The organism is Streptomyces sp. NPDC003300 (assembly GCF_040610915.1).
GTDB lineage: Bacteria > Actinomycetota > Actinomycetes > Streptomycetales > Streptomycetaceae > Actinacidiphila.
Genome location: NZ_JBEXNE010000022.1, coordinates 96,264 through 119,821 on the forward strand (window position 1 = coordinate 96,264; position 23,558 = coordinate 119,821).

Genomic DNA, 23,558 nt, shown 5'->3' on the forward strand with positions numbered 1-23,558 from the left:
GGTGAGGCCGCCTGCTACGCCGACGGCCGGGGCGTGTGGATGATGCCGTTGAGCAGCACGTCGAATCCCCAGGTCAGACGGCCGGTGCCGGTGCCGCTCAGCAGGTCCATGCCGAGGGCGGCGATATGGGGGTAGGTGTCGGGCGTGGCGGAGAGGATCGCGTTCGCGAGGTCGCTCTCCTCCTGCTCCGCGCCGTCGGCCACGCTGCGGGTGCCCTGTTCGGTGGCGGTGGAGGTCGCGAAGTGCAGCAGCAGGTCCACCGCCCACGCGGTCCGCTCCGCGGGGACGCCTTCGGCCAGCAGCGCGAGCAGGCCGTCGACCAGCCGTAGGTAACCGGGGCCCGCGGGCCTGGTCACCAGCGCGGACTGGGCGAGACCCGGGTACTCCATCAGGGCTCTGCCGTACGACCACAGGAGCGTGAACAGCCGCTCGCGCCAGTCCCCTGGCGCGGTCACCGGGCCGAGGTCGAGTCCGGCGAGCAGGTCGTCGAGCATGTACGCGCGCAGCTCGGCGGTGTTGCTCACGTAGACGTAGAGCGAGGCCGGGCCGGTGTCCAGCTCCTGGGCGAGGCGGCGCATCGTGACGCGGTCGAGCCCTTCGGCGCGCATGATCTCCAGCGCCGTGCCGACGATCCCCTCGCGGGAGAGCGCGGGTTTGGCGGGCCGGTCGCGGCGGCTGATGGGGGCGGCTTTCCCAGGCGTCATCGCCTCAGCATAACGAACACGTTCGCCCGGCCATGGCGTGATCACGCCGCATGGAACGAACATGTTCGCTCTGAACGCGTTCGCAACGAACATGTTCGTGTACGGTGGTGGGTGTGGTCGGACAGACCGGTTCGATCACGCAATGTCACAGCGGACGTCACCCGACGTCACCCCGGAAGGAGGTCCCCGCCATGACCACCGCGACCACGACTTCGACCGCGCCCCGTCCCGCGGGCACCAGCACATCGGCCCGGCTGATGTGGGCGATCCTGGGGCTGGTGCTGCTCGCCGACGCCCTGGACATGATCGACTCGACCGTCACCAACATCGCCGCGCCCACCATCAGCGCCGAGCTGCACGGCGGCCAGGGCCTGATCAAGTGGCTGGGCTCCTCCTACATGCTGGCCATGGGCGTCCTGCTCGTCATCGGCGGGCGGCTCGGCGACAAATTCGGCCAGCGCCGGATGTTCCTGATCGGCATGGGCGGCTTCACCGTCGCCTCCGCCGTGGCCGGGCTCTCCCCCGATCCCGGACTGCTGATCGCCGCCCGTGTGGTGCAGGGGGCCTTCGGCGCCCTGATGATCCCGCAGGGCATGGCGATCATGACCAAGACCTTCTCGCGCGACATGCTCGGCAAGGCGTTCGCGTTCTTCGGGCCGCTGCTCGGCCTGGCCTCGGTCGGCGGTCCGATCCTGGCCGGATTCATCATCGACGCCGACCTCTTCGGCCTGTCCTGGCGGCCGATCTTCCTGATCAACCTCGTCCTCGGCGCGGTCGGCCTGGTCCTGGCGGTCCGGCTGCTCCCGCACGACGACGGGGACCGTGCGGTCGTCGTGGACGGGATCGGCTCGGGTCTGCTCGCCGTCACCATGTTCGGCCTGCTCTTCGGTCTGGTCGAGGGCTCGACCAACGGCTGGACGGCCACTCCCGTCCTCTCCCTCGTCGTGGGCGTGGCGGCCTTCGCGGCCTTCGCCCGCCGCCAGAGCACGGCGGCCGACCCGCTGCTGAAGGCGTCGTTGCTGCGCAACCGCGGCTTCAGCTCGGGACTGGTCGTCGGGCTCGTGGTCTTCGCGACCACCAGCGGGCTGATCTACGTACTGTCCCTGTTCATCCAGGAGGGCCTGCACGCCTCGCCGCGCACCGCCTCACTCGCCCTGCTGCCGATGACGCTCGGCATCATCGTGGCCGCGGGCGCGTGCATGGCGCTGATCAAGAAGCTCGGCCGCACGCTGATCTTCGTCGGCATCGCGATCCTGCTGGCGGGCGGCGGCTGGCTGCTCGCGCTGGTCGCCCACTCGGGCACCCACGTGGGCCTGTGGACGCTGGCCGCGCCGATCTTCGTCACCGGGCTCGGCATGGGCGCCTGCTACGGCACGATCTTCGACATCGCGCTCGGCGACATCAGCCCCGACGAGGCGGGCAGCGCCAGCGGCTCGCTCTCGGCGATCCAGCAGCTCGCCGCCGGTATCGGTTCGGCCGCGGTGACCTCGGTCTTCTTCCAGACCGCGGGCGGCGGCCTCGGCCACGCCATGAAGATCAGCCTCGCCGTCGTCCTGGGGCTCAGCCTGCTGTGCCTGCCCGCGGTCGCGCTGATGCCCAAGCGCGCCCCCGAGGAGACCGGCCACTAGCGGGTCAGGCCGCCGCGAGGACCCCGCTCCCTTGGGGGGGCGGGGTCCCGGCGTGCGTGCCGCGTACCGAGTCGCGCCGGGCGAATCCCGTACGACGAGGTGAACCGCTACCAGGTGAACGCGGTGGACTGGGCGCTGGTGGCGATGCAGTAGACGGTGGTCACCGAGGGCGAGGTGGTGACGATCTTGACCGACCAGTTGGTGGCGCTCGGCGTGCCGGACAGCACCCAGGAGTCGGTCTTGTCACCGGCGGCGAGCGTGCCGGTGGACTGCGGGAGCGGGCCGAGGGTGACGGCGCCGGTCATCGCGGGGTTCACGGTGCCGGAGAAGTCGACCTCGGTCGAGCCGTTCTTCTTGACCTTGATGGTCGTGGTGATGCTGTTCGGCGGCACCGTGGTGCCGGCCGGGACCGTGATCGTGGAGGAGCTCAGTTTCAGTTTCTTGACGCCGCCGGAGTCGGTGGCGGTCAGCGTGGCCGTCCCGCTGCCCCAGGTGCCGCAGTTGTAGCTGGCGGTGGCGGTGGCCGGGGTGACGGCGACCGCGTGCGGGGCGAGGGTCAGACCGGCGAACAGTGCGCCGCCGCTGAGGACGGCGATCGTCCCCATACGCTTGGATCTGGACATGGCAAAGCACTCCAATCAAGCAGGGTGAGGGTGCGCCGGGGGACGACCTCGCACAGGCACCCTTGACATCCCGTTGTCGAGTGACTACCCGCTGTCCGGCCCGGCGCGCTGGTCGGGAGTGAAGCCCCATGACCTTGAAGAGTCAAGCGCCACGGGACGACGTGACCCGCGGCCGGCCTCGCCCGGTGCGAACGACGGCCCAACACCGCGAGGTTACCGGCGGGTTCGCATTGACTTCTGCGTCCCGCGCTGTCGCAATGCCCTGGAACCAGCACCTGACGCACCGTCATATACACGTATGCGTCCCGGAGTCAGGAGGCACGCGTTGCATCATGCAGGGCAGATCTCTCTACGGCGCCTCGCGCGGGCGGCGGTGCCGGCTCTGGCCCTGGCCGCGGCCTGCACGCTGGCCGCCCCCGCGGCGCACGCGGACACGGTCACCCCGACCGTGCACTGCGTGCTGCCCGCCGGACAGGGTGAGAACACCGGGCCGCAGTCCGTCTCGGTGACCCTCACCCCGGCCACGGTCGCGCCGGGCGGCAAGGTGCACGCCGAGGTCACCCTCGGACCCTCGCCCGCGACCAGCCCGCTCGCACTGTCCGCCGTACCGACCACGCCGAGCATCTACTTCACCATGTCGGGCGGGGCGACCGGGACGGTCTCGGTGACCGGCCCGACCGTACCCGTGGACATCCCGGCGGCGCCCGCGCCGATCGTCATCCCGCCCTACGGAGGGGACTTCTTCGTCCCCTCGGACGCGTCGGGACCGGTGACGTTCACGCCGTTGAAGATGAACACGCAGACGGTGGTGCTCGGCAGCACCTTCCAGACGCCCTGTGACATCGTCTCGGGCAGCGGCGGCATCGGCACGGTCACCGTGCAGGGCGGCGGCGGTGGGGCCACCACGCTCACCGCGCCGGCCTCGGCCGTACGTCCCAGCACCTCGGTCGCGCTGAGCGGCAGCGGATTCACCGCGGGGGGCACCCCCGTGGTCTCGCTGTGCGACGCGCAGGGGCTGGGCTGCGACCCGTCCCGCTTCACCGCCGACACCCTCGCGATCGACTCGTCCGGCGCCCTCTCGGGGAGCGCGACACTGGCCGCGTCGTCCGTGATCGCCGACGGCACCTACCAGGTCCAGGTCAGCGACGGCGCCAAGCACGCCACCGCCGACCTCACCGTCAAGGCGTTCGTGCCCACGGGCGCCCGCAGCGTCACGCTCTCGCCCGACCACGGCCCGCTCGGCACCGTGGTGACCGTCAGCGGCGGCAACTTCCACCAGGACCAGTACATCAACGTCTGGGGGGTGGACGCCGACGGCAACCAGACCGCCGACGACGCCGTGTACCCGGTCAGCACACCCGACGGCACCTTCACCGCCGAGTTCACCGTCAACGACCCCGCCACCACCGCGATCCACACCGACGAGAGCGGTGCGGACGGCTCCGACGTGAACGCGAAGTTCACCGTGGGTGACAGCGGCGGCGCGACGGCCACCCAGAAGATCAGCGCCACCGTCACCGCGGGCAATCTCCAGATGACCCAGTCCGGGGACACCATCGACTTCGGCACCATCCCCCTGACCGGACGGTCCCAGACCGCCACGAGCGCGCTCAACACCGTCACCGTCGTGGACTCCCGCGGCGTCGACCTCGGCTGGTCCCTGACCGGCACGCTCACCGACCTGACCTCGGGTCAGAACACCATCCCCGCCTCGGCCGTCCGTTGGACACCCGACTGCGTCCGTGGCTCGCAGAGCGTCGGCACGCCCGCACCGGGCACGCCGGGCCCGCTGGGCAGCACCGCGGCGACGCTGTGCCAACTCACCGCGGCCGGCGGCGAGAAGGTCGTCGGCGGCACCGTGAAGGTCAACGCCGACATGGACCTGCGGCTCCCCGCGGTGACGGCGCCCGGCGACTACAGCGCGATCCTCACACTCACCCTCACCTGAGCGCCACGTCCCCGTTCCGCACCAACCGACTCCGACGTCCCTCCTCCTGATCCGTTCCTCCCCCGGGCCCATCTCCCGGGCCCATCTCCCGGGCCTATCTCCCGGGCCCATCTCCCGGGGGAGGAACGGCCCGGACCCGACCCCCGCTCCTTCTCCCCCGGGGCTCATCCCCCGCGGACTCATTCCCCGGGACCCCACCCCGCGGGCCTTCTCCCTCTTCCCGGACCCCTCCCGTGCCCAGGCTCAGGGAGGGGTCTGCCATGCCCGAAAGGCGGCGCAGCAGATGTTCCCACCCTTCCACCGCAGGCCCGGACGGGGCTGGCGGGCAAGAATCGCCACGGGCGCCGTCGCGGTGCTCGCCCTCGTCGGCGCGGGTCTGACCTCCGCGACGACGGCCCAGGCCGCGACCATCAACCCGACCGTGCACTGCACGCTCCCGGCGGGTCAGGGCGACGCCACCGGGCCGCAGTCGATGACGGTGACCCTCACCCCGGCCGTCGTCACCCCCGGCGGTAAGGTGCACGTCACCGTCACCCTCGGCGCCAGCCCCGCCATCCCCGGCACCTCGCTGTCCAATGTGCCCACCACGCCCTCCATGGACCTGGCGATGTCCGGCGGCGCCACCGGCACCGTGACGGTCACCGGCCCCACGGTGAACATGAACTACCCCTCGGGGCAGCCCGTCGTCGTTCCCCCGTACGAGGGTGACATCTATCTGCCCGCCAACGCCTCGGGAGCCATCACCTTCACGCCGACCCGTACCCTCACCAGCACCGTGGTCCTCGGGGGTACGTACCAGACGCCCTGCGTGATCACCGCGGGCGGCGGACCGGTCGGCACGGTCACCGCGCAGGGAGCGGGCAGCGGCGCGTCGCTGTCCGGGCCCACCGGAGCGGTCCGGCCGCACACCGCGATCGACCTCGCGGGCGGCGGCTGGACGGCCGGCGGCACTCCGACGGTGTCGCTGTGCGACGCCAACGGCGCGGGCTGCAACCCGGCCGACTTCACGTCCGACACCCTCGCCATCGACAGTTCGGGCATCCTCACCGGCACCGCGACGCTCGCCGACGCCAACACCGTGGCCGACGGCTCGTATCAGATCCAGGTCAACGACGGCACGACCCACGCGAACGCGCCACTGACGGTCAAGGCGTTCGCGCCCACCGGTCCGAGAACGATGACGCTGTCCCAGAACAACGGCGTGGTCGGCACGGTGATCACCGTCGTGGGTCACAACTTCCGCCAGGACCAGTGGATCAACATCTGGGGACTCGACGCCGCCGGGAACGCCCTCGACGACGCGGTCTACGTACAGAGCCTGCCCGACGGCACGTTCAGCACCGACTTCACCATCGACAGCGCCGACCTGGTGGCCGTCTACGCCGACGAGAGCGGCACGGCCGGGACCAGCGTCACCGTACCGTTCACCGTCACCACCACCGCCGTGACGCTCAGCGCCACCACCCCGACCGTCCTTCCCGGCCACGCGGCGACGCTCACCGGATCCGGCTGGCCCGCGGGCACCACCCCGACCGCCGCGCTCTGCGCCGCGGACGGCACCGCGTGCTCGGCCGCGTCCGTCTCGTCGAGCAGCCTGAGCATCGCCTCCGACGGGAAGCTCTCCGGCTCGGTCACCGTGGCGAAATCCGTCGCCAAGGGCTCCTACCAGGTGCAGGTCACCGCGGGCTCGATCCACGTCCTCGCGCCGCTGTCCGTCGCCACGACGTTCATCACGCTCAGCCCCGCCTCCGGTCCCGCGCACACCAAGGTCACGGTCGTCGGCCAGGGCTGGGCGCCGGTCGCCACGGTGGAGATCGACGGGCTGAAGGCGGACGGCTCCCGCACCTCCGACAGCTACGCCACCAAGATCATCGGCCTGGACGGCACCTGGTCGCAGACCTTCACGGTCAACGACCCGGCCACGGTGGCGCTCTACGCGCACGAGTGGCTGATCAACGGGCACACCGCGACCGCCGCCTTCGCCGTCAACGGCAGCACGGCCCCGCCCGCTCCCGCCTACTCGCTCAGTCCGGCCGCGGGACCGGTCGGCACCTCCGTACTGGTCAGCGGGCGGAACTTCGCCCCCGTCGCCACGGTCGTCGTGTCCGGGCGCCGCGCCAACGGCGCCCAGAGCTCCGACTCCTCGGTGCTGCGCGTCATCGGTCTCGACGGTACCTTCGCGCTCGACTTCACCGTGCGCGACCCGAAGACCGTCGGCATCATGGCCGCCGAAGTGCTGGTGAACGGCAAGACCGTCCAACTCCCCTTCACGGTCCGCTGAGTTGTCACCCACGGCCTGCCCGGACCGCCCGCGCGGCGGCTCCGGGCAGGCCCCGTGCCGTTCCGGGCCGCCAGTCGGGGCGGCTACTCGACGGTCATGGCGGGCTGCACCCCGGCGATGCAGCAGGCCGCGAAGTACAGCAGGATCGGGTGCGTGTACGGCACGGCCTGGTCCGGCGGGTGGATGACGTCGTGGCCGCCGGACACGTCGGGCAGCGTCTCGTACGCGGGCACCAGCACGGCCGCGTCGACCAGGTAGCGGGTGGAGGACGGCCACTCCACGTCGATGTCGGAGCCGGTCGGCACGATCCACGACCACTGCCGTCCGTTGGTGAGGACGCAGCCGGAGCTGGGCAGACAGCCGAGGATCCGCATACCGTGCTCCGCGGACGTCTCGACCACGTCGCAGGCCAGTCCCGGCGGGAAGTCTGCGGTGGTCGGGACATGGATCCGTTCCCTGGCGGCCGGAGGCCCGTCCACGCGGGGGGCGAGCCAGTCGAGGCGGGTGCCCCGGGGCGGCAGGGCGGAGCGACGGCCGGCCGGGGGGACACGCTTCATCGGGGGTCCTCCGAGTACATGGCCGACGCGTCGTCGGCCGGGGCGGCGGGCACGGTGAAGGTGGCCCAGGCCGTCCAACCGGTCCCGGGCGAGGGGACGTTGATCCCCCAGGTCGTACTCAGGGCCTCCACGACGACCAGCCCGCGGCCCCCCTCGTCCGGCGGCCGGGCGTCGTGCCGCGACGCGCTGCGCCCCTCGGAGCCGACCTCGACGTAGACCTCGGGGCCGCCGCCGCGCAGATGGCAGGTCACGCTATCGCTGAGGCTGTGCACGATCGCGTTGGTGACCAGCTCGGAGACGACCAGCACGATGTCGTCGCGGACGCCCTCGGGCAGGCCCCAGCGGTCGAGTTCCGCGCGGGCCTCGTGGCGGGCGACGCTCACGGAGGTCCGGCGGGCGGCGAGACGGAAGACGGCGTACACATCGCCGCTCGGGCGCGATGACGTGATCGGTGGGGTTCGGAGACCCGTTAATGCTGCCATGGCCGTCACCTCTCGTGGGGGCCGCGTATGTGGGGTCGCGGTTGCGCGCTCGGCGGCATCACTGCCGGGCTCGACCATCGGCGTCACTGCCTGTGTCGGTGCTTCCGCGATGACGACGGCTGAGGACGACCGGGCGCGTGGCGGTTCCTGACAACGTAGTCATCATGGTGATCGGCTACGCCGTCGACTCCAACTATGGTGCTGCTACCCTCAACTCGCAAGCCACAAAGTGCAATTCGCAGAATGAGCCAGGGCGGCGGGAGACTGCGGGGCAACATGGCACACTGCGGCGAGCACTGAACATTCGCACGGGGAGGTAGCAATGGCGGCCACCGACAATGGGTGGGGCGGCGGCCCTCCTACGGTGCTGCGGATGATACTGGGACGCCAGTTGGAGGAGCTCAGATCCCGCGCCGGCGTCTCATTCGAGCAGGCCGGCGAGGTCATCGGGGTGAGCCATTCGACGATCCGCCGGATGGAACAGGCCAAGGTGGCACGGCTGCGGCTGTCCGACGTCGAGAAGCTGCTGCGCACCTACGGCATCACGGAAACGGCCGAAATCGAGACCTTCCTCGAACTCGCCCGCGAGGCCAACAAGCACGGCTGGTGGCACACCTACCGCGACGTGATGCCCGACTGGTTCGGCGCCTATCTCAGCCTGGAGCAGGCGGCGGTCCACATCCGCGCGTACGAGGCGCAGTTCATCCCCGGCCTGCTCCAGACCGAGGAGTACGCGCACGCGCTGCTCACCGCGGGCGACCCGCAGGCGTCGGCCGAGGACATCGACCGCAGGGTCGCCCTGCGGCTGGCCCGGCAGCAGATCCTGACCCGTGCCCAACCCCCGCTGCTGTGGGCGGTGATGGACGAGACGGTGCTGCACTGGCCGGTCGGCGGACCGAAGGTGATGCGCGCTCAGATCGACCATCTGCTGGAGATCGGCGAACTGCCGAACGTACGCCTTCAGATGATGCCCTTCACCAACGGGCCGCACCCGGCGACCCGCGCGGGGGCCTTCCAGCTCTTCCGGTTCGAGGCCGCGGAACTGCCCGATGTCGTCTATCTCGGCGGCCTGATCGGGTCGACCTACCTCGACAAGCAGGACGAGGTCGCCGCGTACCGCGAGGCCATGGACCGGCTCGCCGCCCAGGCGGCGCAGGAGAAGAAGACCAAGGCACTGCTGGGTGCCCTACGCAAGGAGCTCTGACGTGGATCACATTCGCAACGGCATGAGTGCCGCCGACCTCGGGCCCCACGGCTGGCACAAGCCGTGGAGCGACGATGCCGGCGGAGCGTGCGTCGAGGCGATGAAGCTGCCCGACGGCCGGGTGGCGCTGCGCCAGTCCACCGATCCGGGCGGCCCCGCGCTGATCTACAACCGCCGGGAGATCGAGAGTTTCATCCGGGGCACCAAGGCGGGCGACGCCGACTTCCTGCTCCAGCAGTGACGCCAGGCCGCGCGAGCGGCACCACCGCACATCGACAAGGAAATCCGGAGGACCGCGTGCCCGAGAACGGCTGGCCGGCCGACCGTATCGACACCAAGAACCCGCACCCGGCACGGGTGTACGACTACATCCTCGGCGGCAAGGACTACTACCCTCCCGACCGCGAGGCGGGCGACGCCATGGTGGAGGCGTGGCCGTCGATCGTGCCGCACATGCTGGAGAACCGGAAGTTCATGCACCGCGCCACGCGCTACCTGGCGCAGGAGGCGGGCATCCGGCAGTTCGTCGACATCGGCACCGGCATACCGACCCGGCCGAACGTGCACGAGGTCGCGCAGTCCATCGCCCCCGAGTCGCGGGTGGTGTACGTGGACAACGACCCGATCGTGCTCACGCTCTCGGCGGGCCTGTCCTCCAGCACCCCCGAGGGGCGGACCGAGTACATCGAGGCGGACATGCGGGACCCTGCCGCGATCCTCGGCTCGCCGCAGTTCCGCGAGACCATCGACCTCGGCAAGCCGGTGGGCCTGACGTTCATCGCGATCGTCCACCTGATCATGGACGAGGACGACCCGCTCGGCATCGTCCACCGCCTGCTGGACCCGCTGCCGTCCGGCAGCTACCTCGCGATGTCGATCGGCACGGACGACTTCGCGCCGGAGGAGGTCGGGCGCGTGAACGCCGAGTACACCGCGCGCGGCATGCCGATGCGGCTGCGGAATCTCAGCGAGGCGCAGGCGTACTTCGAGGGCCTGGAGCTGGTGGAGCCGGGGATCACGCAGGTGCACCGCTGGCGGCCGGACGACTCCGTCGACCCCGCGGTGCGGGACGAGCAGATCGCGATGTACGGAGCGGTCGCCCGTAAGCCCTGATCGCCTCCCGTTCCCCTGTGGCCTGGTCTCCGGTGACGCCGGAGGCCGGGCCGCGACGCGTTTCAGGGGGGGGCGCTGCCGCGTCCCGGACAGGGGGCAGTGCGGCAGTCCGGGAGCCGGGAGCCGGGAGCCCGACGTAATGACATTCGTTTCCATTAAGGTACGGTGGGGCCGGTCGCCGGGGCATCGGCGGCGGTCGTCCGGGCCGTCGCGGGCCCTCGCGAGTCCGCAACCGCCCTGGAGGCACCGTGTCCGCCCACTGCCAGCTCACCGGGCGCAAGCCCGGTTTCGGCAACGCCATCTCGCACTCCCATCGGCGCACACCGCGCCGCTTCGACCCCAATATCCAGCGCAAGCGCTACTGGCTGGCCTCCGAGGGCCGCTTCGTCCGGCTGACGCTCAGCGCGAAGGGCATCAAGACCGTCGACCGGATCGGCGTCGAGGCGGCCGTCGCCCGGCTGCGCGCCCGCGGGGAGAAGGTCTGATGGCCAAGAAGAGCAAGATCGCGAAGAACGAGCAGCGTCAGGCGGTCGTCGCCCGATACGCGGCACGCCGGGCCGAGTTGAAGCGGATCATCGCCTCCCCCGCCACCACGCCCGGCGAACGGGCCTCCGCGCAGGCCGAGTTGGGCCGACAGCCGCGCGACGCCAGCGCCACCCGGGTCCGCAACCGGGACGCGGTGGACGGCCGCCCGCGCGGCTACTTCCGCACCTTCGGCATCTCACGGGTCCGGCTGCGCGAGCAGGCGCACGCGGGGTTCCTGCCGGGCGTGCGCAAATCGAGCTGGTAGCTGTCCCTCCCTCGCGCCTCAGCTCAACTTCGTTGTGTCCAGGCGTAGATGGCGCGCTTGTAGGAGCTGGGCATGTTCAGCTCGGGGATGCTGTCGAGCGGGAAGAGCGCGGATTCCTTGTGCTCCTCTGCCGTCGGCGGCGGCGGCTGGTCGGGCGGCAGCAGCGAGCAGCCGTACGTGACGACCAGGACGCGACGGCCGGGCGCGGTCTCGTGGATCCACACCCCGTCGTCGATGAGGCCGTCGGCCTCGACCAGCCAGCCGGTCCTCTCCAGCACCTGGCGTTCGACGGCGGATTCGGGGCTGTCGTCGGCCCGTCGTCCGGTCTGCTCGGCGCCCGACTCCAGGTGCCCGCCGGGGAGTTCCCACTCCTCGCGGTCGTTCCTCGACAGCAGGACACGGCCACGCGCGTCGAGCACCACGGCCTTGACGGACACCGGCCACACAGGCGGCTGATACGGCATGGAAATCCTCATGGGGCGAAGGGACTTCGCGGGACCGTAGCACGCGGAGGTCGGCCGGTGTGATCGTCGTGCGGGGCCGCGCGGCCCGGACCCCGTGCCGCTCGGGCGCGGGGTCCGGGCGCCGCCTGAGACGGGCGCGGTCGAGGGCGGCGGGTCTCAGAAAGTGGCCGCCGGGTTGACCTCGGACTTGGTGATGCCCGTGCCGGGCACGTCCCACTTCGCGAAGATCTTCGCGTAGGCGCCGTCGGCGATCAGCTTGTTCACGGCGTCGCTGAGCGCCTTGCCGATCGGTGAGCCCTTCGCCGTCACGAATCCGACCGGCGTGGTGCTGATCTGGCCGAGGTACTTCGTGTGGGGCACATGCGTGGCGTCGTACTTCAGCGCCAGCGTCGGGCCGAAGTAGATGTCCACCTTGCCGTTCGCCAGCCCCAGGAAGATGGGGGCGGAGTCGGTGAAGTACTGCACCTTGTACGGCTTCTTCCCGGCGCCCGAGCACTTCGAGGCGCCGTCGGTGAGGATCTGCTGGAAGGTGGAGCCGGGGCTGGTCGCCACGGTCAGCCCGCAGAGGTCGGTGAGCTGGGTGACCGAGTCGACGGGCACGTCCTCGGCGCCGAGGAAGGACTGGCCGTCGTTGAGGTAGGTCGCGAAGTCCACGACCTCCACGCGGGCCTTGGTGACACCGAAGTTGTCCTGGCCGACGTCGTACCGGCCGTTCTGCACACCGGGGATGACGGTCGGGAAGGTGCCGTACTGCACCTTCCACGTGATGCCGAGGACCTTGCCGACGGCGTTGCGCAGGTCGACGTCGAGGCCGATGGGCGTGCCGTCCTCGCTCTCGCCGCCGTGCGGGAGGCCGGTGACGCCCGGCGCGCGGGTGGTGCCCAGGGTGAGCGTGCCGCTGCTCTTCGCCGCGGCGGGCAGCTCCGCCGTCAGCGCGGGGTCGGCCGCGATGCCCGAGACGACGTCCTCGGTCGGGATGGCGGTCGATCCGGCCGACGCGGACGACGACGAGGTGGCGCCGGCTGCCCGGGACTTCGGCGTGCCCGAGTCGTCGGACGAGTCACCGCAGGCGGTCAGCAGGGCGAGGCCGATGACGGCGGTGAGCGTGGCGGCGGCCGGCCGCGGGAGACGGCGGGCGGGGCGTCTTTCGGTGGTCACGGGGGTGCCTTTCGCAGCGGGGTCGAGACGAGTGCGGGCAGGTGTGTGCGCGGCCTGGCGTGAACCGCTCGACGGCGAGCGTCAATTGGAGGAGTGCGGGGGCGATGCGGGACCGGCGCTACAGGACGGCCGCGAGGAAGGACCGCGCCCTGGGGTGGCGGGGGTCGGCGAGGACGTCGGCGGGCGGCCCCGACTCGATGATCCGGCCGCCGTCGAGGAAGGCGACGGTGTCGGCGACCTCGCGGGCGAAGCCGATTTCGTGGGTGACGACGATCATCGTCATCCCGCTCACCGCGAGGTCCTTCATCACGGCGAGGACGTCGCCGACGAGTTCGGGGTCGAGGGCGCTGGTGGGCTCGTCGAAGAGCAGCAGTCTCGGCTCCATCGCGAGCGCGCGGGCGATGGCGACGCGTTGCTGCTGGCCGCCGGACATCTGCCGGGGGTAGGAGTCCTCGCGTCCGCCGAGCCCGACCTGTTCCAGCAGGGCGCGCGCCCGGACCGCCGCCTGTTTGCGCGGCACGCCGCGCACCGCGACCGGCGCCTCGGTGATGTTCTCCAGCACCGTCATGTGCGGAAAGAGGTTGAACTGCTGGAAGACCATGCCGACATGGGCGCGCTGCCGGGTGATCGAGCGGGCGCGCAGTTCGTGCAGTCGGCCGCGGCCCGGCCGGTAGCCGACGATGTCGCCGCCGACCTCGACGAAGCCCGCGTCGGGCCGCTCCAGGTGGTTGACGCAGCGCAGCAGCGTGGATTTCCCGGAGCCGGAGGGGCCGAGCAGGACGGTCACCTCGCCCTCGTGGACATCCATGTCGACGCTGTCGAGGACGAGTTGCGTGCCGAAGCTCTTGCGCAGGCCGCGGATCCTGACCAGCGGGCGTCCGTCGTCGGTCATGACAGACCCGCCAGGTCGGTCCTGGTCCGGCCGAACACCGGGATGTTGGCGCGGGTGACCTCCCAGAAGCCGCGCTTGGGACCACCGCCGCCACCGCGACCGCTGCCGCGCGCGTAGTACCGCTCGACGTAGAACTGGCCGATCGACAGCAGCGTGGTGAGGATGACGTACCAGACCGTGGCCACCAGCAGCAGCGGCATGATGAGGAAGTTCTGGTTGTAGATCAACTGGGCCGAATACAGCAGGTCCTGGACGGCGATGACGCTCACGATGGAGGTCGCCTTCAGCATGCCGATCAGCAGGTTGCCGGAGGCGGGGATGATCGCGGGCATGGCCTGCGGGAGCACGATCTTGCGGAAGATCCGGCCGTTGCCGAGGCCGAGCGCCTGCGCGGCCTCGCTCTGTCCCGGGTCGACGGACAGGATGCCGCCCCTGACGATCTCGGAGGAGAAGGCGGCCACGTCGAGGGTGAGGCCGACGTAGGCGGCGAGGATGCCGCTGAACAGGTGGGCGGTCTTGACGGTGACGAATTCGTGGCCGAAGGGGATGCCGAGCGATATCCGCGGGTACAGCGAGGCGAGTTCGTACCAGAAGAGGAGTTGTACCAGCGGCGGCACGGAGCGCAGCAGCCAGACGTAGCCGAAGCTCAGGGCGCGCAGGACGGGGTTGCGGGACAGGCGCATCGCGGCGATGCCGATGCCGAGGAGGTAGCCGCTGGCCATGACGGCGCCCGTGAGCCACAGCGTGAGTTCCAGGCCGTGCAGGATCGATCCGCGCAGGAAGTAGTCGCCGACGGTGCCCCATTGGAACCGCTTGTTGGTCAGCAGGGTGTGCACCAGCATGGCGAACAGCACCAACAGGACCAGCGCGGAGACCCATTGGCCCGGCCTGCGCAGTGGTACGAGCCTGGCGGCGAGCAGTTCGTCGTCCGTGGGGCGGCGGTCGAGGGCGCGCGGCGCGCGGGTCTTCCCCGGTTCGGCCGGTGGTGGGGGGTCTTCGGGCACAGCGCGTAGGCGCTGGAAGGTGTCCTGGTGCTCCATGGTCGGTGCTTCCCGTCTGGATGTGCGGTCGCGGCAGCGCGCGTACGGCGTCAACGGCCCCGTGCGGCGGGCGGGTTGACGTCGGGGAACGGCGGCGGGGAGGGCGAGCGCGCGGGGGTGTGCGGGGGTGTGCGGGCGCGCGTCGGCGAACGGCTACGCGCCGCCGTGCGGGAAGCGGGGTCGACGTCCCGACGGGACGTGCGGACCTGCGGGCTCCTGGACGGTCAGCGGGCCGGGAGGGTTTCCGGACACAGGGCGCTGCTCACGCGCAGCAGGTCGACGTGGCGCCTGGCCACGTGGAGTTGGAAGGACCCGCCGGGGCGGGGTGTGCCGCCGCTGTCGTGTGCGCCGCGCATGCCCGTCCCCTCACTCGCGTCGGTCCTGCCGGAAAACAGCAATCACGGTAACCGGCCCGTGCCGTGGGGACAATGCCCGCGCGAGTGACGGAGATCGCACGCGGGACACGCATGAAGCGCCGTCCCGTACGGCCGGCCCGGCGTTATCCGGCGTCCGGCGCCCCGAACGTCCGCAGTCCGGCGTCGATGAGGTTCGCGGCACGGTGCACGTCGACGGTGACCGCGTCCCGCACCTGGCCGGGCGTGCGGGTCCCGTCGAGGTGGCGGCCGAGGCTGCGGAACTGCACGGGCCACAGCCCGAGCAGTGCGGTGGCCGTGATCTGCGGCTCCGGGTCGCCGGGCTCCGCGCCGGTCCTGCGGGCGAGCAGTCCTGCGGTGACGGCGACGAGTTCGTCGCGGATCTCCCGTTGCTGGGCGCGCAGCGAGGGGGTCGAGTGGATGAGCGCGCCGAAGCGACGGAAGTCCGCGGCGGCGCCGGCCCGGTCGTCCTGGGCGGCGAGCCAGGAGGTGACGCTCGCCAACTCGTCGGCCAGGACCCGCAGCGCCGCCGCGACCGGTGAGAAGCCGGGCGCGGGGTCGGAGAGCGCCACTTCCAGCGAGGCCGCGGTCGCCTGCGGCAGGTCCAGGATCAGCGATTCCTTGGTCGGGAAGTAGTTGAAGACCGTCTTCTCCGACACCCCGCACGCCTCGGCGATTTCGGCGACCCGTACGGCGTCGAAGCCGCGCTCCACGAACATCCGCGTCGCCGCGTCGGAGAGCTGCTGCCGCATCAGGCGCTTCTTGCGCTCGCGCAGCCCCTCACCCTCGGGCTCCCCCGCGGCGGGCGCGCGCAGCACCGTCCAGTTCACCGTGCCCCTGCTCATGTGCACAGCATAGTGCGGGAGTATAATTTATTCTGCTACTGTAAATTTATAGTGACAGTAAACACGGGGAGGCGCATCACCATGAAGACCTGGCAGCTGGTCAACATCCTTCTGTCGGCCGCGGTCTCGGGGATGTTCTGGGGTCCCTGGCTCGCCCTCACCCGGTCCATGCCGCGCTTCGAGCCGGACTTCATGCTGCCGCTCGTGCGGAGGCTGAGCCGGAACATGGCCCAGGTGATGACCGTGCTCATGCCCGCGGCGCTGCTGTCCGCGGTTCCCGTCCTGGTGCTGTCCTACGACGGGCACCGCCGTACGTTCTTCCTCACATTGGCGGCACTCGCGCTGTTCGTCGTCGCCCTGGTGGTGACGGCAGCCGTCGAGGTCCCGATCGTCACGCCCATCGGGACCTGGACGGTCGACACCCTTCCCGACGACTGGCAGGAGCTCCGGGACCGCTGGGGCCGCTTCCACCTCGTACGCATAGGCGCGTCGGTGACCGGGGTCGCTCTCGTACTGGTCGCCGCGGTCTACTGAGCGCTCGTTCTCGGTACAGCGCGCCGGTTCTGGCCGAGCGCCGCCGGTCGAGTGTCGAGGTCTTCGCCCGGCTCATCGACCGGCTGCCCCCCGACGAGGCGGCGGCGCTGGCCGCCGCCGTCCCCGCGCTCGAACGCCTCCGCGCCCTGGACGACGCGCAGCGCGAGCCCGGCCCCGCCTGACCGGCGTCAGCGGCGTCAGCGGCGTCAGCGGCGTCAGCGGCGTCAGCGGCGGTGGAGCGTCTGCACCGCCTCGATCAGCACCTTCGGGTCGTGGCCGCCCTTGTGGACCGGCGGGGGCTGCCGCTCGAGACCGAGCAGTCCCGCCACGGCGGTCCACGCGGTGCGCACCGAGTACTCCACGGTGAAGACGACGTCGTCGGGCACTTCCGCGTACTGCCCGATGAAGGCCAGGTTGGTGGAGCCCTCGGGGACGACCTGGGGGCGGTCGCCCGCGGAGCGGACCAGGAACTGGCTGGTGATGTACGGCATCATCGCCGGGATCACGATCGAGTCGTCCAGGATGCGCGGGCGCTCGGCGAACCGCAGGTGCTGAAGGACCTCGTCCAGGATCTCGCGGCCGGTGCACCGCGCCATCGGCTTGCCGACGAAGTCGCCCTCCCGGTCGGGGAAGAGCGCGTAACCCCACCAGACGTACGTGTCCTCGGGCTGCTCACGGAAGTGCGGCTGGTGGTTGAGGACGATGGTCAGCAGCCACTTGGAGTCCTTGAACGTGATCAGGCCGCCCTTGCCCGCCTCGCTGCCGCTGAACTCCTCCATCAGCTCGAAGAAGAGCGGGTCCTTGGTCGTGACCGTGAACGACTCCCAGGTGGAGTCCTTGACGGAGGAGTCGAACACCTTCGGGTCGCCGAGCCCGCGGCGCTTGGCGGCCAGCGTCTCCCACAGCGCCCAGGACCCGGCGGTGCTCGTGGTGTCCAGGGCGGGCACGGTGTCGGTGCCGCCGAGGGTGGAGTTCGCGGTCATCGAACCGTTGGTGACCATCACCAGGTCGTCGGGGCCGACCGCCGTCTCCTCGGTCGCGCCGCCGCGCACCCAGGTGATGGCCTCCACGGTGAGCTCGTCGCCCGGCGCGAGCCGCAGATCGGTGACGCGGGTGCCCAACTGCACGACGACGCCCTGGTCGGCGAGCCACTTCATCAACGGACGCACGATCGAGTCGAACTGGTTGAACCGCGTGCGGTAGATCCCCGACATGCTGTCGAAGGTCTTGAACAGGTGCACGAAGCGGTTCAGATAGCGGCGGAACTCGATCGCGCTGTGCCAGGGCTCGAAGGCGAAGGTGGTGCACCACATCGCCCAGAAGTTGGTGTGGAAGAACTCCTCGTGGAAGCAGTCCGCGATGCGCTTGCCGTCCAGCAGCTTCTCCGGGGTCGCCACGCACGCCACCAACTCCAGCCGGTCGCGCTCGGAGAAGGTCATCGAGTGCGCGTCGATCACCTTCCCTTCCGCGTCCACCAGCCGGGCGTGGTCGTTCCAGGCGAAGTCCTCGTGGAAGGCGAAGGTGTCCTCGGTGACGGACTTGGTGGGGTCGTCGAGGGAGGGGACGGAGGACAGCAGGTCGTAGGTGCAGTCGAAGTGCACCTCGAACATCCGGCCGCCGCGCATGGTGTAGCCGCTCTCGGGCGTGCCCGCCGCGTCCAGGCTGCCGCCCTCGCGGTCCTGCTCCTCCAGGATCACGATGTCGGAGCCCGTGAATCCGCCCTCGCGGATCAGGAACGCCGCCGCCGAGAGCGACGCGATTCCGCTTCCCACCAGATATGCCTTGGCCACAGCCACTCCTCGATCGGTGTCGTTCGGTACGTCGGAACGTTCGGTGCGTCGGTGTCGGTCGGTGCGTCGCGCAGGTACGTCGGTGTCGGTCGGTGCGTCGCGCAGGTACGTCGGAGCAGGTACGCCGGTGTCGGCCGGTACGTCGGAGCAGGTACGCCGGGCACGTCACGGCCTCAGAGGCGGGCCCCGGTCAGGTGGGCGTAGACGACGACATTGCCCAGGTACTGCTGCCGCTTCTTGTCGAATCCGCCGCCGCAGGTGATCAGGCGCAGCTCCGGCCGGGAGGCGGGGCCGTAGACCTTGTTGTTCGGGAAGTCCTTGGCCGCGTAGACCTCGATGGCGTCGATCGTGAACAGGGCGGTACGGCCGTCCTGGCGGTCCACCTCGACGGCGGCGCCCTTCTTGAGCGCGCCGAGGTTGTAGAAGACGGCGGAGCCCTGCCGGGTGTCGACGTGACCGGCGAGGATCGCGGTGCCGACGGCTCCGGGCGCCGTACCGCCCCGGTACCAGCCCGCCAGATTCCGGTTGTCGTCCGGCGGCGCGTCGAGGTGGCCGTCCTGTCGCAGGTCGAGGCCGGTCACCGGGGCGTCGAGGCGGATGGAGGGAATCCGGACCTCGGTCGGCACCGAGGGCGGCAGCACCGTGATCGCCGGGACGCCGGGCCGCGTCGGCGCGGGGCTCGGCGTGTCGTCCTGCGCCGCGAACGCCTGGGCGGCGCCCGGCTGCGGCGGGGGCGTCTGCGACTGGGCACCGTTGCTGATCAGGGTGATCCCAACGGACACCGCGACCGTCGTCAGCACGGTCAGCGCGATACGGCGGAGCAGGCCGCTGCCTGCGGGGGCGTTGTGGTCCACGGGGTCTGCCTGTCTGACGTCACGTAGGGGGGAGGCGGCTCGGGCTGCCGAAAGACACGGCCTGCCGGGGGACGCGGCCAATCGGATGACGCGGCGAGCAGGCGCCGGGGCGCGGCCCCGCACCGCGCGGTACGACCACGGGGTACGGGGCACGGGTGCGACCGCGGCGGGCCGGTGAGGCCGTGACGGCCGGTGACCAGGACCGCGTCAGGGCTGCGTCAGGGCTGCGCGCCCCGCGTCGGCGACCTCGCGTCGGACCTTCGTCAGACCTGGCCACCGGCGCGGCGGCGGCGCAGTACGAGGGTGCCCGCGCCGACGACACCGAGCAGACCGGCGCCGAGCGCGATCTCGGTGGTGTTGCCGCCCTCGCTCGTGCTGCCGATGCCGGTGTGCACGGTGCCGGACGGGACCTTGGCGTCCGGGCAGACGCGCGATGCGTCGGAGGCCGTGACGTTGACCTGGTTCTCCAGCGCGGAGAGGTTGTCCTGCTCGGCGGTGCCGGGGTGGCCGCCCGCCGCGACCTGCTTCTTGTAGTCCGCCAGCGCGGCGTCGTAGTCGGCCTGCGCCTTGTCGGCGGCGGCCACCGCCTTGGTGCACTCGGCCGTGGTCTGCGGCAGCGCGGCGGCGGCGTGAGCGGCCGGAGCGGCCAGCGCGATGCTCGCACCGAGAACGGCGGTGCCCAGAAGCGTGTTGATCGAACGCATGAGTGATCCTCCAGCGAGTCCGGACGCGGATGCCGGTGCACCGCAACGGGGGAAATCCGTGCTCGCGCTTCCGAGGCAACCCGGCGGCCGGGCACCGCGCCTGCTGACAACCCGTCACTTCTGGCGGCATCCGGCAGCGTGTCGCGCTCGGCATGCGGCAATTCCACAGGTCAGCGTGGTATGGCGGCTCCGCCCGACGCTCCGTCACTCGGATCGCCGAATGGGTGAGTCCGCGCGGGCACGCGTCCGGCCTCGTATCCAGGCGGCATCCGACCCCGTACCCGACCCCGCACCCGGCCGTGAGCCCGGCCTCCGCTCCCGGCGCATGCGACCGCCGGTCAGATCCAGCCGCGCCGGGTCGCGACCACCCCGGCCTGGAAGCGGTTGGTGACCCCGAGACGTCCGTCCAGGCCGCTCATCCGGCGGCGCATCGTACGGATGGACCAGCCGAGCTGACGGGCGATGGCCTCGTCCTTCAGGCCGCCGACCAGCAGCGACAGCATCAGCCGGTCCTCCCCGGCTGGCGGGTCCTCGGCCGGGGCGTTCAGCGGGGCGGCCCGCTGCCAGCACAGCTGCCAGTGATCAGCTGCCAGCGGCTGGACTCCGTCGGCGGCTGGACCACCACCGACGGCGGCGGGCACTGGAAGGGGCTGCGCAAGGACGACGCCTACCGCGCCGTCGTGGCCGATCCGAACCGGCGCGGCCGGATCCGGCGCGGCGGCTGCGGCGGCGTCTTCTGCTCCGACGACCTCGGCGTCACGCTCACCAAGGCGGCGGGCAGCGAGGCGCGGAAGGCGTCGCGCAGGGCCGCGAGGCGGTCCCGCGGCAGCCCGGTGGGGGCGAAGAAGGCGTGGCCAAGGTCCAGCACGTCGCTCAGCGCGTGCAGGGCGTCCAGCCGCCGGCCGGGGAGCGGGGTTCAACACGTCGGCGATGTGGCGGCACCTGGAGGCGCGGGCGCTACGGGAGGGACCCGCCGCTCCCCCGTTGGCGCCGGTTCCTTAACGCCGACAGCCGCGCCTCCGCGCAGGGCGGGGCACGGCTGTCGGTCCGTCAGGTCACCGCTACAGAAGTGGCGTTCAGGATGTTCAGGACACGGAGTCCCGTTCGCGATCCGTCGTGAAGTCGGCGTGCAGCCTGCGGGTGTGGTCCACCGTGCGGGCCGGGCCGGTCAGGGCGCAGACGACGGTGAGCCGCAGATCGGTGGAGGAGGCGCCGAGCCGCAGCTCCAACTCCCCCGGTTCCACGACGCGTCGGCCGTCGCGGCCGGTGAACGCGGCCAGGTCGGCGGGCACGGTGACCTCGACGCGGGCCGACTCGCCGGGCGCGAGGGCGACCCGGTGGTAGCCGACCAGCCGCTGCACGGGCTGCACGACCGAGGCGACCGGGTCGTGGAGGTAGAGCTGGACGACCTCGGTGCCGTCCCGACGACCGATGTTGCGCACGGTGAAGGCGAGGGCGATCTCCCCGTCCGTCCCGGTGTGCAGGCGCGGCACGTCCAGGTCCGTCCACTGGAATCGGGTGTACGTCAGCCCGTGGCCGAAGGCGAAGGCCGCGGTGGGGTCGATGCTGGAGACCTCGCTGGCCTTGCCGAGGCGCGCCGCCAGATACGTGGACGGCTGGACGCCGGGGCGGCGCGGGACGCTGACGGGCAGTCGGCCGGAGGGCTCGACCCGGCCGCTGAGGATTCCGGCGACGGCGGCGGTGCCCTCCTCGCCGGGGAAGAAGGACTGCACGACGGCGGCGGCCTCGGTGGCGGCGCGGCCGAGCGCGTAGGGCCGCCCGGCCAGCAGGGTGACGATCAGCGGGGTGCCGGTGCCCGCGAGCGTGTCCAGCAGCGTGTCGAGGAGCTGCTGCTGCACGCCGGGCAGCGTCAGCGACTCCGCGTCGCAGCCCTCGCCGCTGGTGCCGCGTCCGAACAGGCCCGCCCGGTCGCCGAGGGCGAGGACGACGGCGTCCGCGCCGCGTGCCACCCGGACCGCCTCGGCGAAGCCGTCGGTGTCGGCGCCGTCGATGCTCGCGCCGAGCGCCGAGACGATCCGCGCGCCGGGGAATTCGGCGACCAACGCCTCGCGCAGGGTGGGCAGTTCGATGCCGAGCGGGGTGTCGGGGTGCTGTCCGCCGACGTGTACGGGGAAGGCGTAGCAGCCCAGCACGGCGGTGGGGGTGTGGGCGTTGGGGCCGATGACGGCGATGGTCGCGGGGCGGTCCAGCGGCAGGGTGTCGTCGTCGTTGCGCAGCAGGACGACGCTCTGCTCGGCGACCTGCCGGGCGATGGCGCGGTTGGCGGGCGGGTCGAGGTCGACCCGGCCGCGCAGCGCCTCGGTGTCGATCCCGGCGTCGGTGAGGTCGGCCGTGCCGTCGACGGAGGCTGTGCCGTCGGCGGAGGCCGTGTCGTCGACGAAGGCCGTGTCGTCGACGGAGGCCGTGCCAAGGCCCTTGAGGGCGGCGGGAGTCGGGTCCCAGTCGGCGTCGAGGAGTCCGAGCTGTGCCTTCTGGATCAGCACCCGGCGTACCGCGCGGTCGACGAGGGCTTCGGGCACCTTCCCGTCGGCGACGGCCTTGAGCAGGGGTTCGCCGTACGCCTTCACGGTGGGCAGTTCGACGTCCACGCCGGCCGCGAGGGCGGCGCCCGCCGCTTCGCCGAGGGTGCCCGCCACGCCGTGCAGGGTCTGGAGGAAGGCGATGCCGAAGTAGTCGGCGACCACGGTGCCGGTGAACCCCCAGGTGTCCCGCAGGAGTCCGGTCAGCAGAAGTTCGTCGGCGGCGGAGGGGACGCCGTCGGTGTCGGTGTAGGCGTGCATGACCGAGCGCACCCCGCTCTCCCGGATCGCCATCTCGAACGGCGGCAGGATCACGTCGGCGCGCTCTCGTACGCCCATGCCGACCGGGGCGAGATTGCGGCCCGCGGTGGAGGCGGAGTAGCCCGCGAAGTGCTTGAGGGTGGCGACGACTCCGGCGGACTCCAGGCCCTGGACGTAGGCGGTGCCGAGGGTTCCGACGAGGTACGGGTCCTCTCCGATCGTCTCCTCGACGCGGCCCCAGCGGGCGTCGCGCACTACGTCGAGGACCGGGGCCAGGCCCTGGTGCACGCCGACCGAGCGCATGTCGTCGCCGATGGCGCGGGCCATGCGGCGGATCAGCGCGCGGTCGAAGGTGGCGCCCCAGGCCAGCGGTACGGGGTAGGCGGTGGCGCCCCAGGCGGCGAAACCGGCCAGGCACTCCTCGTGGGCGAGCGCGGGGATGCCGAAGCGGTTGGCCCCGGCGATGGCGCGCTGGGTGCGCAGCAGCGACAGCGCGCCGAGCGCGGGGTCGACCGGCGCGGTCCCGAACGACCGGGTGAGCTGCCCGAGTCCTTGCGGCAGCAGCGCCTCAAGGTCGACCGGCGCTTCCATCTCGTGCTGGAACGGGGCGACTTCGCCGCCGTCGTCGGACGCTCCGACCCAGACGCCGACGAGTTGCGCGGCCTTCTCCCGCAAGGTCATCGCGGAGATCAGCGCGTCGGCCCGCAGTTCGGGGGCCAGGTCGGGGTCGCGCCAGGGTTCGGTGACGGGTTCTGTCTCTTCGACCACGGTG

25 protein-coding genes are annotated in these 23,558 nt (G+C 71.5%); 9 read left to right on the forward strand and 16 right to left on the reverse strand.

Annotated features, from left to right (window positions below):
* Positions 1–14 precede the first annotated feature (14 nt).
* Positions 15–704: a TetR/AcrR family transcriptional regulator C-terminal domain-containing protein gene (locus ABZX65_RS27885; RefSeq protein ID WP_355345669.1), complete on the reverse strand. Its 690-nt coding sequence runs from the start codon at positions 702–704 to the stop codon at positions 15–17.
* A gap of 191 nt (positions 705–895) precedes the next feature.
* Between ABZX65_RS27885 and ABZX65_RS27890 the strand changes: the two genes are divergently transcribed.
* Positions 896–2,332: an MFS transporter gene (locus tag ABZX65_RS27890; RefSeq protein ID WP_355345672.1), complete on the forward strand. Its 1,437-nt coding sequence runs from the start codon at positions 896–898 to the stop codon at positions 2,330–2,332.
* A gap of 107 nt (positions 2,333–2,439) precedes the next feature.
* On the opposite strand, the gene ABZX65_RS27895 is transcribed toward ABZX65_RS27890, so the two are convergent.
* Positions 2,440–2,955, reverse strand: a complete 516-nt coding sequence (locus ABZX65_RS27895) for a hypothetical protein (protein WP_355345675.1) — start codon at positions 2,953–2,955, stop codon at positions 2,440–2,442.
* A gap of 325 nt (positions 2,956–3,280) precedes the next feature.
* Here ABZX65_RS27895 and ABZX65_RS27900 point away from each other — a divergent pair, with 325 nt between their 5' ends.
* Both ABZX65_RS27900 and ABZX65_RS27905 read left to right on the forward strand, forming a co-directional pair.
* On the forward strand, positions 3,281–4,903 hold the full coding sequence (locus ABZX65_RS27900; protein ID WP_355345678.1) for a hypothetical protein: 1,623 nt from the start codon (positions 3,281–3,283) through the stop codon (positions 4,901–4,903).
* A 283-nt stretch (positions 4,904–5,186) separates the two neighbouring features.
* Positions 5,187–7,184 (forward strand): hypothetical protein, encoded by a 1,998-nt coding sequence (locus tag ABZX65_RS27905; protein WP_355345681.1) that lies wholly within the window; start codon positions 5,187–5,189, stop codon positions 7,182–7,184.
* 83 nt (positions 7,185–7,267) lie between these two features.
* On the opposite strand, the gene ABZX65_RS27910 is transcribed toward ABZX65_RS27905, so the two are convergent.
* On the reverse strand, positions 7,268–7,741 hold the full coding sequence (locus ABZX65_RS27910) for a hypothetical protein (protein ID WP_355345684.1): 474 nt from the start codon (positions 7,739–7,741) through the stop codon (positions 7,268–7,270).
* Positions 7,738–8,301: an ATP-binding protein gene (locus ABZX65_RS27915; protein ID WP_355345687.1), complete on the reverse strand. Its 564-nt coding sequence runs from the start codon at positions 8,299–8,301 to the stop codon at positions 7,738–7,740. The genes ABZX65_RS27910 and ABZX65_RS27915 overlap by 4 nt, the downstream gene beginning before the upstream one ends.
* A gap of 244 nt (positions 8,302–8,545) precedes the next feature.
* On the opposite strand from ABZX65_RS27915, the gene ABZX65_RS27920 reads away from it, so the two are divergent.
* The 5 genes from ABZX65_RS27920 to rpsN all read left to right on the forward strand — a co-directional run bounded on the left by ABZX65_RS27920 (position 8,546) and on the right by rpsN (position 11,330).
* Complete coding sequence (locus ABZX65_RS27920; protein WP_355345690.1) at positions 8,546–9,427, forward strand: helix-turn-helix transcriptional regulator; 882 nt, start codon at positions 8,546–8,548, stop codon at positions 9,425–9,427.
* 1 nt (position 9,428) lies between these two features.
* The gene (locus tag ABZX65_RS27925; RefSeq protein ID WP_317452483.1) at positions 9,429–9,668 is read left to right on the forward strand and encodes a DUF397 domain-containing protein; all 240 of its coding nucleotides are present in this window, start codon (positions 9,429–9,431) and stop codon (positions 9,666–9,668) included.
* Between the two features lie 56 nt (positions 9,669–9,724).
* Positions 9,725–10,540, forward strand: coding sequence for an SAM-dependent methyltransferase (locus ABZX65_RS27930; protein WP_355345694.1), 816 nt, complete (start codon positions 9,725–9,727; stop codon positions 10,538–10,540).
* Between the two features lie 248 nt (positions 10,541–10,788).
* On the forward strand, positions 10,789–11,025 hold the full coding sequence (gene rpmB / locus ABZX65_RS27935) for a 50S ribosomal protein L28 (RefSeq protein WP_355345697.1): 237 nt from the start codon (positions 10,789–10,791) through the stop codon (positions 11,023–11,025).
* Positions 11,025–11,330, forward strand: coding sequence for a 30S ribosomal protein S14 (gene rpsN / locus ABZX65_RS27940; protein WP_355345700.1), 306 nt, complete (start codon positions 11,025–11,027; stop codon positions 11,328–11,330). Before rpmB ends, rpsN begins: the two co-directional genes overlap by 1 nt.
* A gap of 23 nt (positions 11,331–11,353) precedes the next feature.
* On the opposite strand, the gene ABZX65_RS27945 is transcribed toward rpsN, so the two are convergent.
* The 6 genes from ABZX65_RS27945 to ABZX65_RS27970 form a co-directional block, all read right to left on the reverse strand.
* Positions 11,354–11,794, reverse strand: a complete 441-nt coding sequence (locus ABZX65_RS27945; RefSeq protein ID WP_355345703.1) for an NUDIX hydrolase — start codon at positions 11,792–11,794, stop codon at positions 11,354–11,356.
* A gap of 156 nt (positions 11,795–11,950) precedes the next feature.
* Positions 11,951–12,952, reverse strand: a complete 1,002-nt coding sequence (locus tag ABZX65_RS27950) for an ABC transporter substrate-binding protein (protein ID WP_355345706.1) — start codon at positions 12,950–12,952, stop codon at positions 11,951–11,953.
* Positions 12,953–13,070: 118 nt separating this feature from the next.
* Positions 13,071–13,823 carry an amino acid ABC transporter ATP-binding protein gene (locus ABZX65_RS27955; RefSeq protein ID WP_355345777.1) on the reverse strand — a complete coding sequence of 251 codons (753 nt, stop codon included), beginning with the start codon at positions 13,821–13,823 and terminating at the stop codon, positions 13,071–13,073.
* A gap of 17 nt (positions 13,824–13,840) precedes the next feature.
* Positions 13,841–14,884, reverse strand: a complete 1,044-nt coding sequence (locus ABZX65_RS27960) for an amino acid ABC transporter permease (protein ID WP_355345709.1) — start codon at positions 14,882–14,884, stop codon at positions 13,841–13,843.
* Positions 14,885–15,108: 224 nt separating this feature from the next.
* Positions 15,109–15,240: a putative leader peptide gene (locus ABZX65_RS27965; RefSeq protein WP_355345712.1), complete on the reverse strand. Its 132-nt coding sequence runs from the start codon at positions 15,238–15,240 to the stop codon at positions 15,109–15,111.
* Between the two features lie 143 nt (positions 15,241–15,383).
* Positions 15,384–16,103: a TetR family transcriptional regulator gene (locus tag ABZX65_RS27970; RefSeq protein WP_355345715.1), complete on the reverse strand. Its 720-nt coding sequence runs from the start codon at positions 16,101–16,103 to the stop codon at positions 15,384–15,386.
* Positions 16,104–16,184: 81 nt separating this feature from the next.
* On the opposite strand from ABZX65_RS27970, the gene ABZX65_RS27975 reads away from it, so the two are divergent.
* Positions 16,185–16,637 carry an anthrone oxygenase family protein gene (locus ABZX65_RS27975; RefSeq protein WP_355345718.1) on the forward strand — a complete coding sequence of 151 codons (453 nt, stop codon included), beginning with the start codon at positions 16,185–16,187 and terminating at the stop codon, positions 16,635–16,637.
* A 224-nt stretch (positions 16,638–16,861) separates the two neighbouring features.
* On the opposite strand, the gene ABZX65_RS27980 is transcribed toward ABZX65_RS27975, so the two are convergent.
* The 6 genes from ABZX65_RS27980 to ABZX65_RS28005 all read right to left on the reverse strand — a co-directional run bounded on the left by ABZX65_RS27980 (position 16,862) and on the right by ABZX65_RS28005 (position 23,467).
* On the reverse strand, positions 16,862–18,433 hold the full coding sequence (locus tag ABZX65_RS27980) for an oleate hydratase (RefSeq protein WP_355345721.1): 1,572 nt from the start codon (positions 18,431–18,433) through the stop codon (positions 16,862–16,864).
* Positions 18,434–18,600: 167 nt separating this feature from the next.
* Complete coding sequence (locus ABZX65_RS27985) at positions 18,601–19,281, reverse strand: class F sortase (RefSeq protein WP_355345724.1); 681 nt, start codon at positions 19,279–19,281, stop codon at positions 18,601–18,603.
* Positions 19,282–19,544: 263 nt separating this feature from the next.
* On the reverse strand, positions 19,545–19,985 hold the full coding sequence (locus ABZX65_RS27990) for a hypothetical protein (RefSeq protein ID WP_188279498.1): 441 nt from the start codon (positions 19,983–19,985) through the stop codon (positions 19,545–19,547).
* Between the two features lie 338 nt (positions 19,986–20,323).
* Positions 20,324–20,626, reverse strand: a complete 303-nt coding sequence (locus ABZX65_RS27995) for a hypothetical protein (protein ID WP_355345727.1) — start codon at positions 20,624–20,626, stop codon at positions 20,324–20,326.
* A 26-nt stretch (positions 20,627–20,652) separates the two neighbouring features.
* Positions 20,653–20,853 carry a hypothetical protein gene (locus ABZX65_RS28000; protein WP_355345730.1) on the reverse strand — a complete coding sequence of 67 codons (201 nt, stop codon included), beginning with the start codon at positions 20,851–20,853 and terminating at the stop codon, positions 20,653–20,655.
* A 217-nt stretch (positions 20,854–21,070) separates the two neighbouring features.
* Positions 21,071–23,467, reverse strand: coding sequence for a glycoside hydrolase family 3 N-terminal domain-containing protein (locus ABZX65_RS28005; RefSeq protein WP_355345780.1), 2,397 nt, complete (start codon positions 23,465–23,467; stop codon positions 21,071–21,073).
* Between the last annotated feature and the right edge of the window lie 91 nt (positions 23,468–23,558).

Coding starts and splice junctions, on each gene's coding strand:
- ABZX65_RS27920 (WP_355345690.1), top strand. CDS start 8,546: ATGGCGGCCACCGACAATGGGTGGGGCGGCGGCCCTCCTACGGTGCTG.
- ABZX65_RS27970 (WP_355345715.1), bottom strand. CDS start 16,103: ATGAGCAGGGGCACGGTGAACTGGACGGTGCTGCGCGCGCCCGCCGCG.
- ABZX65_RS27960 (WP_355345709.1), bottom strand. CDS start 14,884: ATGGAGCACCAGGACACCTTCCAGCGCCTACGCGCTGTGCCCGAAGAC.
- ABZX65_RS28005 (WP_355345780.1), bottom strand. CDS start 23,467: ATGACCTTGCGGGAGAAGGCCGCGCAACTCGTCGGCGTCTGGGTCGGA.
- ABZX65_RS27945 (WP_355345703.1), bottom strand. CDS start 11,794: ATGCCGTATCAGCCGCCTGTGTGGCCGGTGTCCGTCAAGGCCGTGGTG.
- ABZX65_RS27910 (WP_355345684.1), bottom strand. CDS start 7,741: ATGAAGCGTGTCCCCCCGGCCGGCCGTCGCTCCGCCCTGCCGCCCCGG.
- ABZX65_RS27895 (WP_355345675.1), bottom strand. CDS start 2,955: ATGTCCAGATCCAAGCGTATGGGGACGATCGCCGTCCTCAGCGGCGGC.
- ABZX65_RS27905 (WP_355345681.1), top strand. CDS start 5,187: ATGTTCCCACCCTTCCACCGCAGGCCCGGACGGGGCTGGCGGGCAAGA.
- ABZX65_RS27965 (WP_355345712.1), bottom strand. CDS start 15,240: ATGCGCGGCGCACACGACAGCGGCGGCACACCCCGCCCCGGCGGGTCC.
- ABZX65_RS27885 (WP_355345669.1), bottom strand. CDS start 704: ATGACGCCTGGGAAAGCCGCCCCCATCAGCCGCCGCGACCGGCCCGCC.
- rpsN (WP_355345700.1), top strand. CDS start 11,025: ATGGCCAAGAAGAGCAAGATCGCGAAGAACGAGCAGCGTCAGGCGGTC.
- ABZX65_RS27990 (WP_188279498.1), bottom strand. CDS start 19,985: ATGCGTTCGATCAACACGCTTCTGGGCACCGCCGTTCTCGGTGCGAGC.
- ABZX65_RS27915 (WP_355345687.1), bottom strand. CDS start 8,301: ATGGTCGAGCCCGGCAGTGATGCCGCCGAGCGCGCAACCGCGACCCCA.
- ABZX65_RS27975 (WP_355345718.1), top strand. CDS start 16,185: ATGAAGACCTGGCAGCTGGTCAACATCCTTCTGTCGGCCGCGGTCTCG.
- ABZX65_RS27890 (WP_355345672.1), top strand. CDS start 896: ATGACCACCGCGACCACGACTTCGACCGCGCCCCGTCCCGCGGGCACC.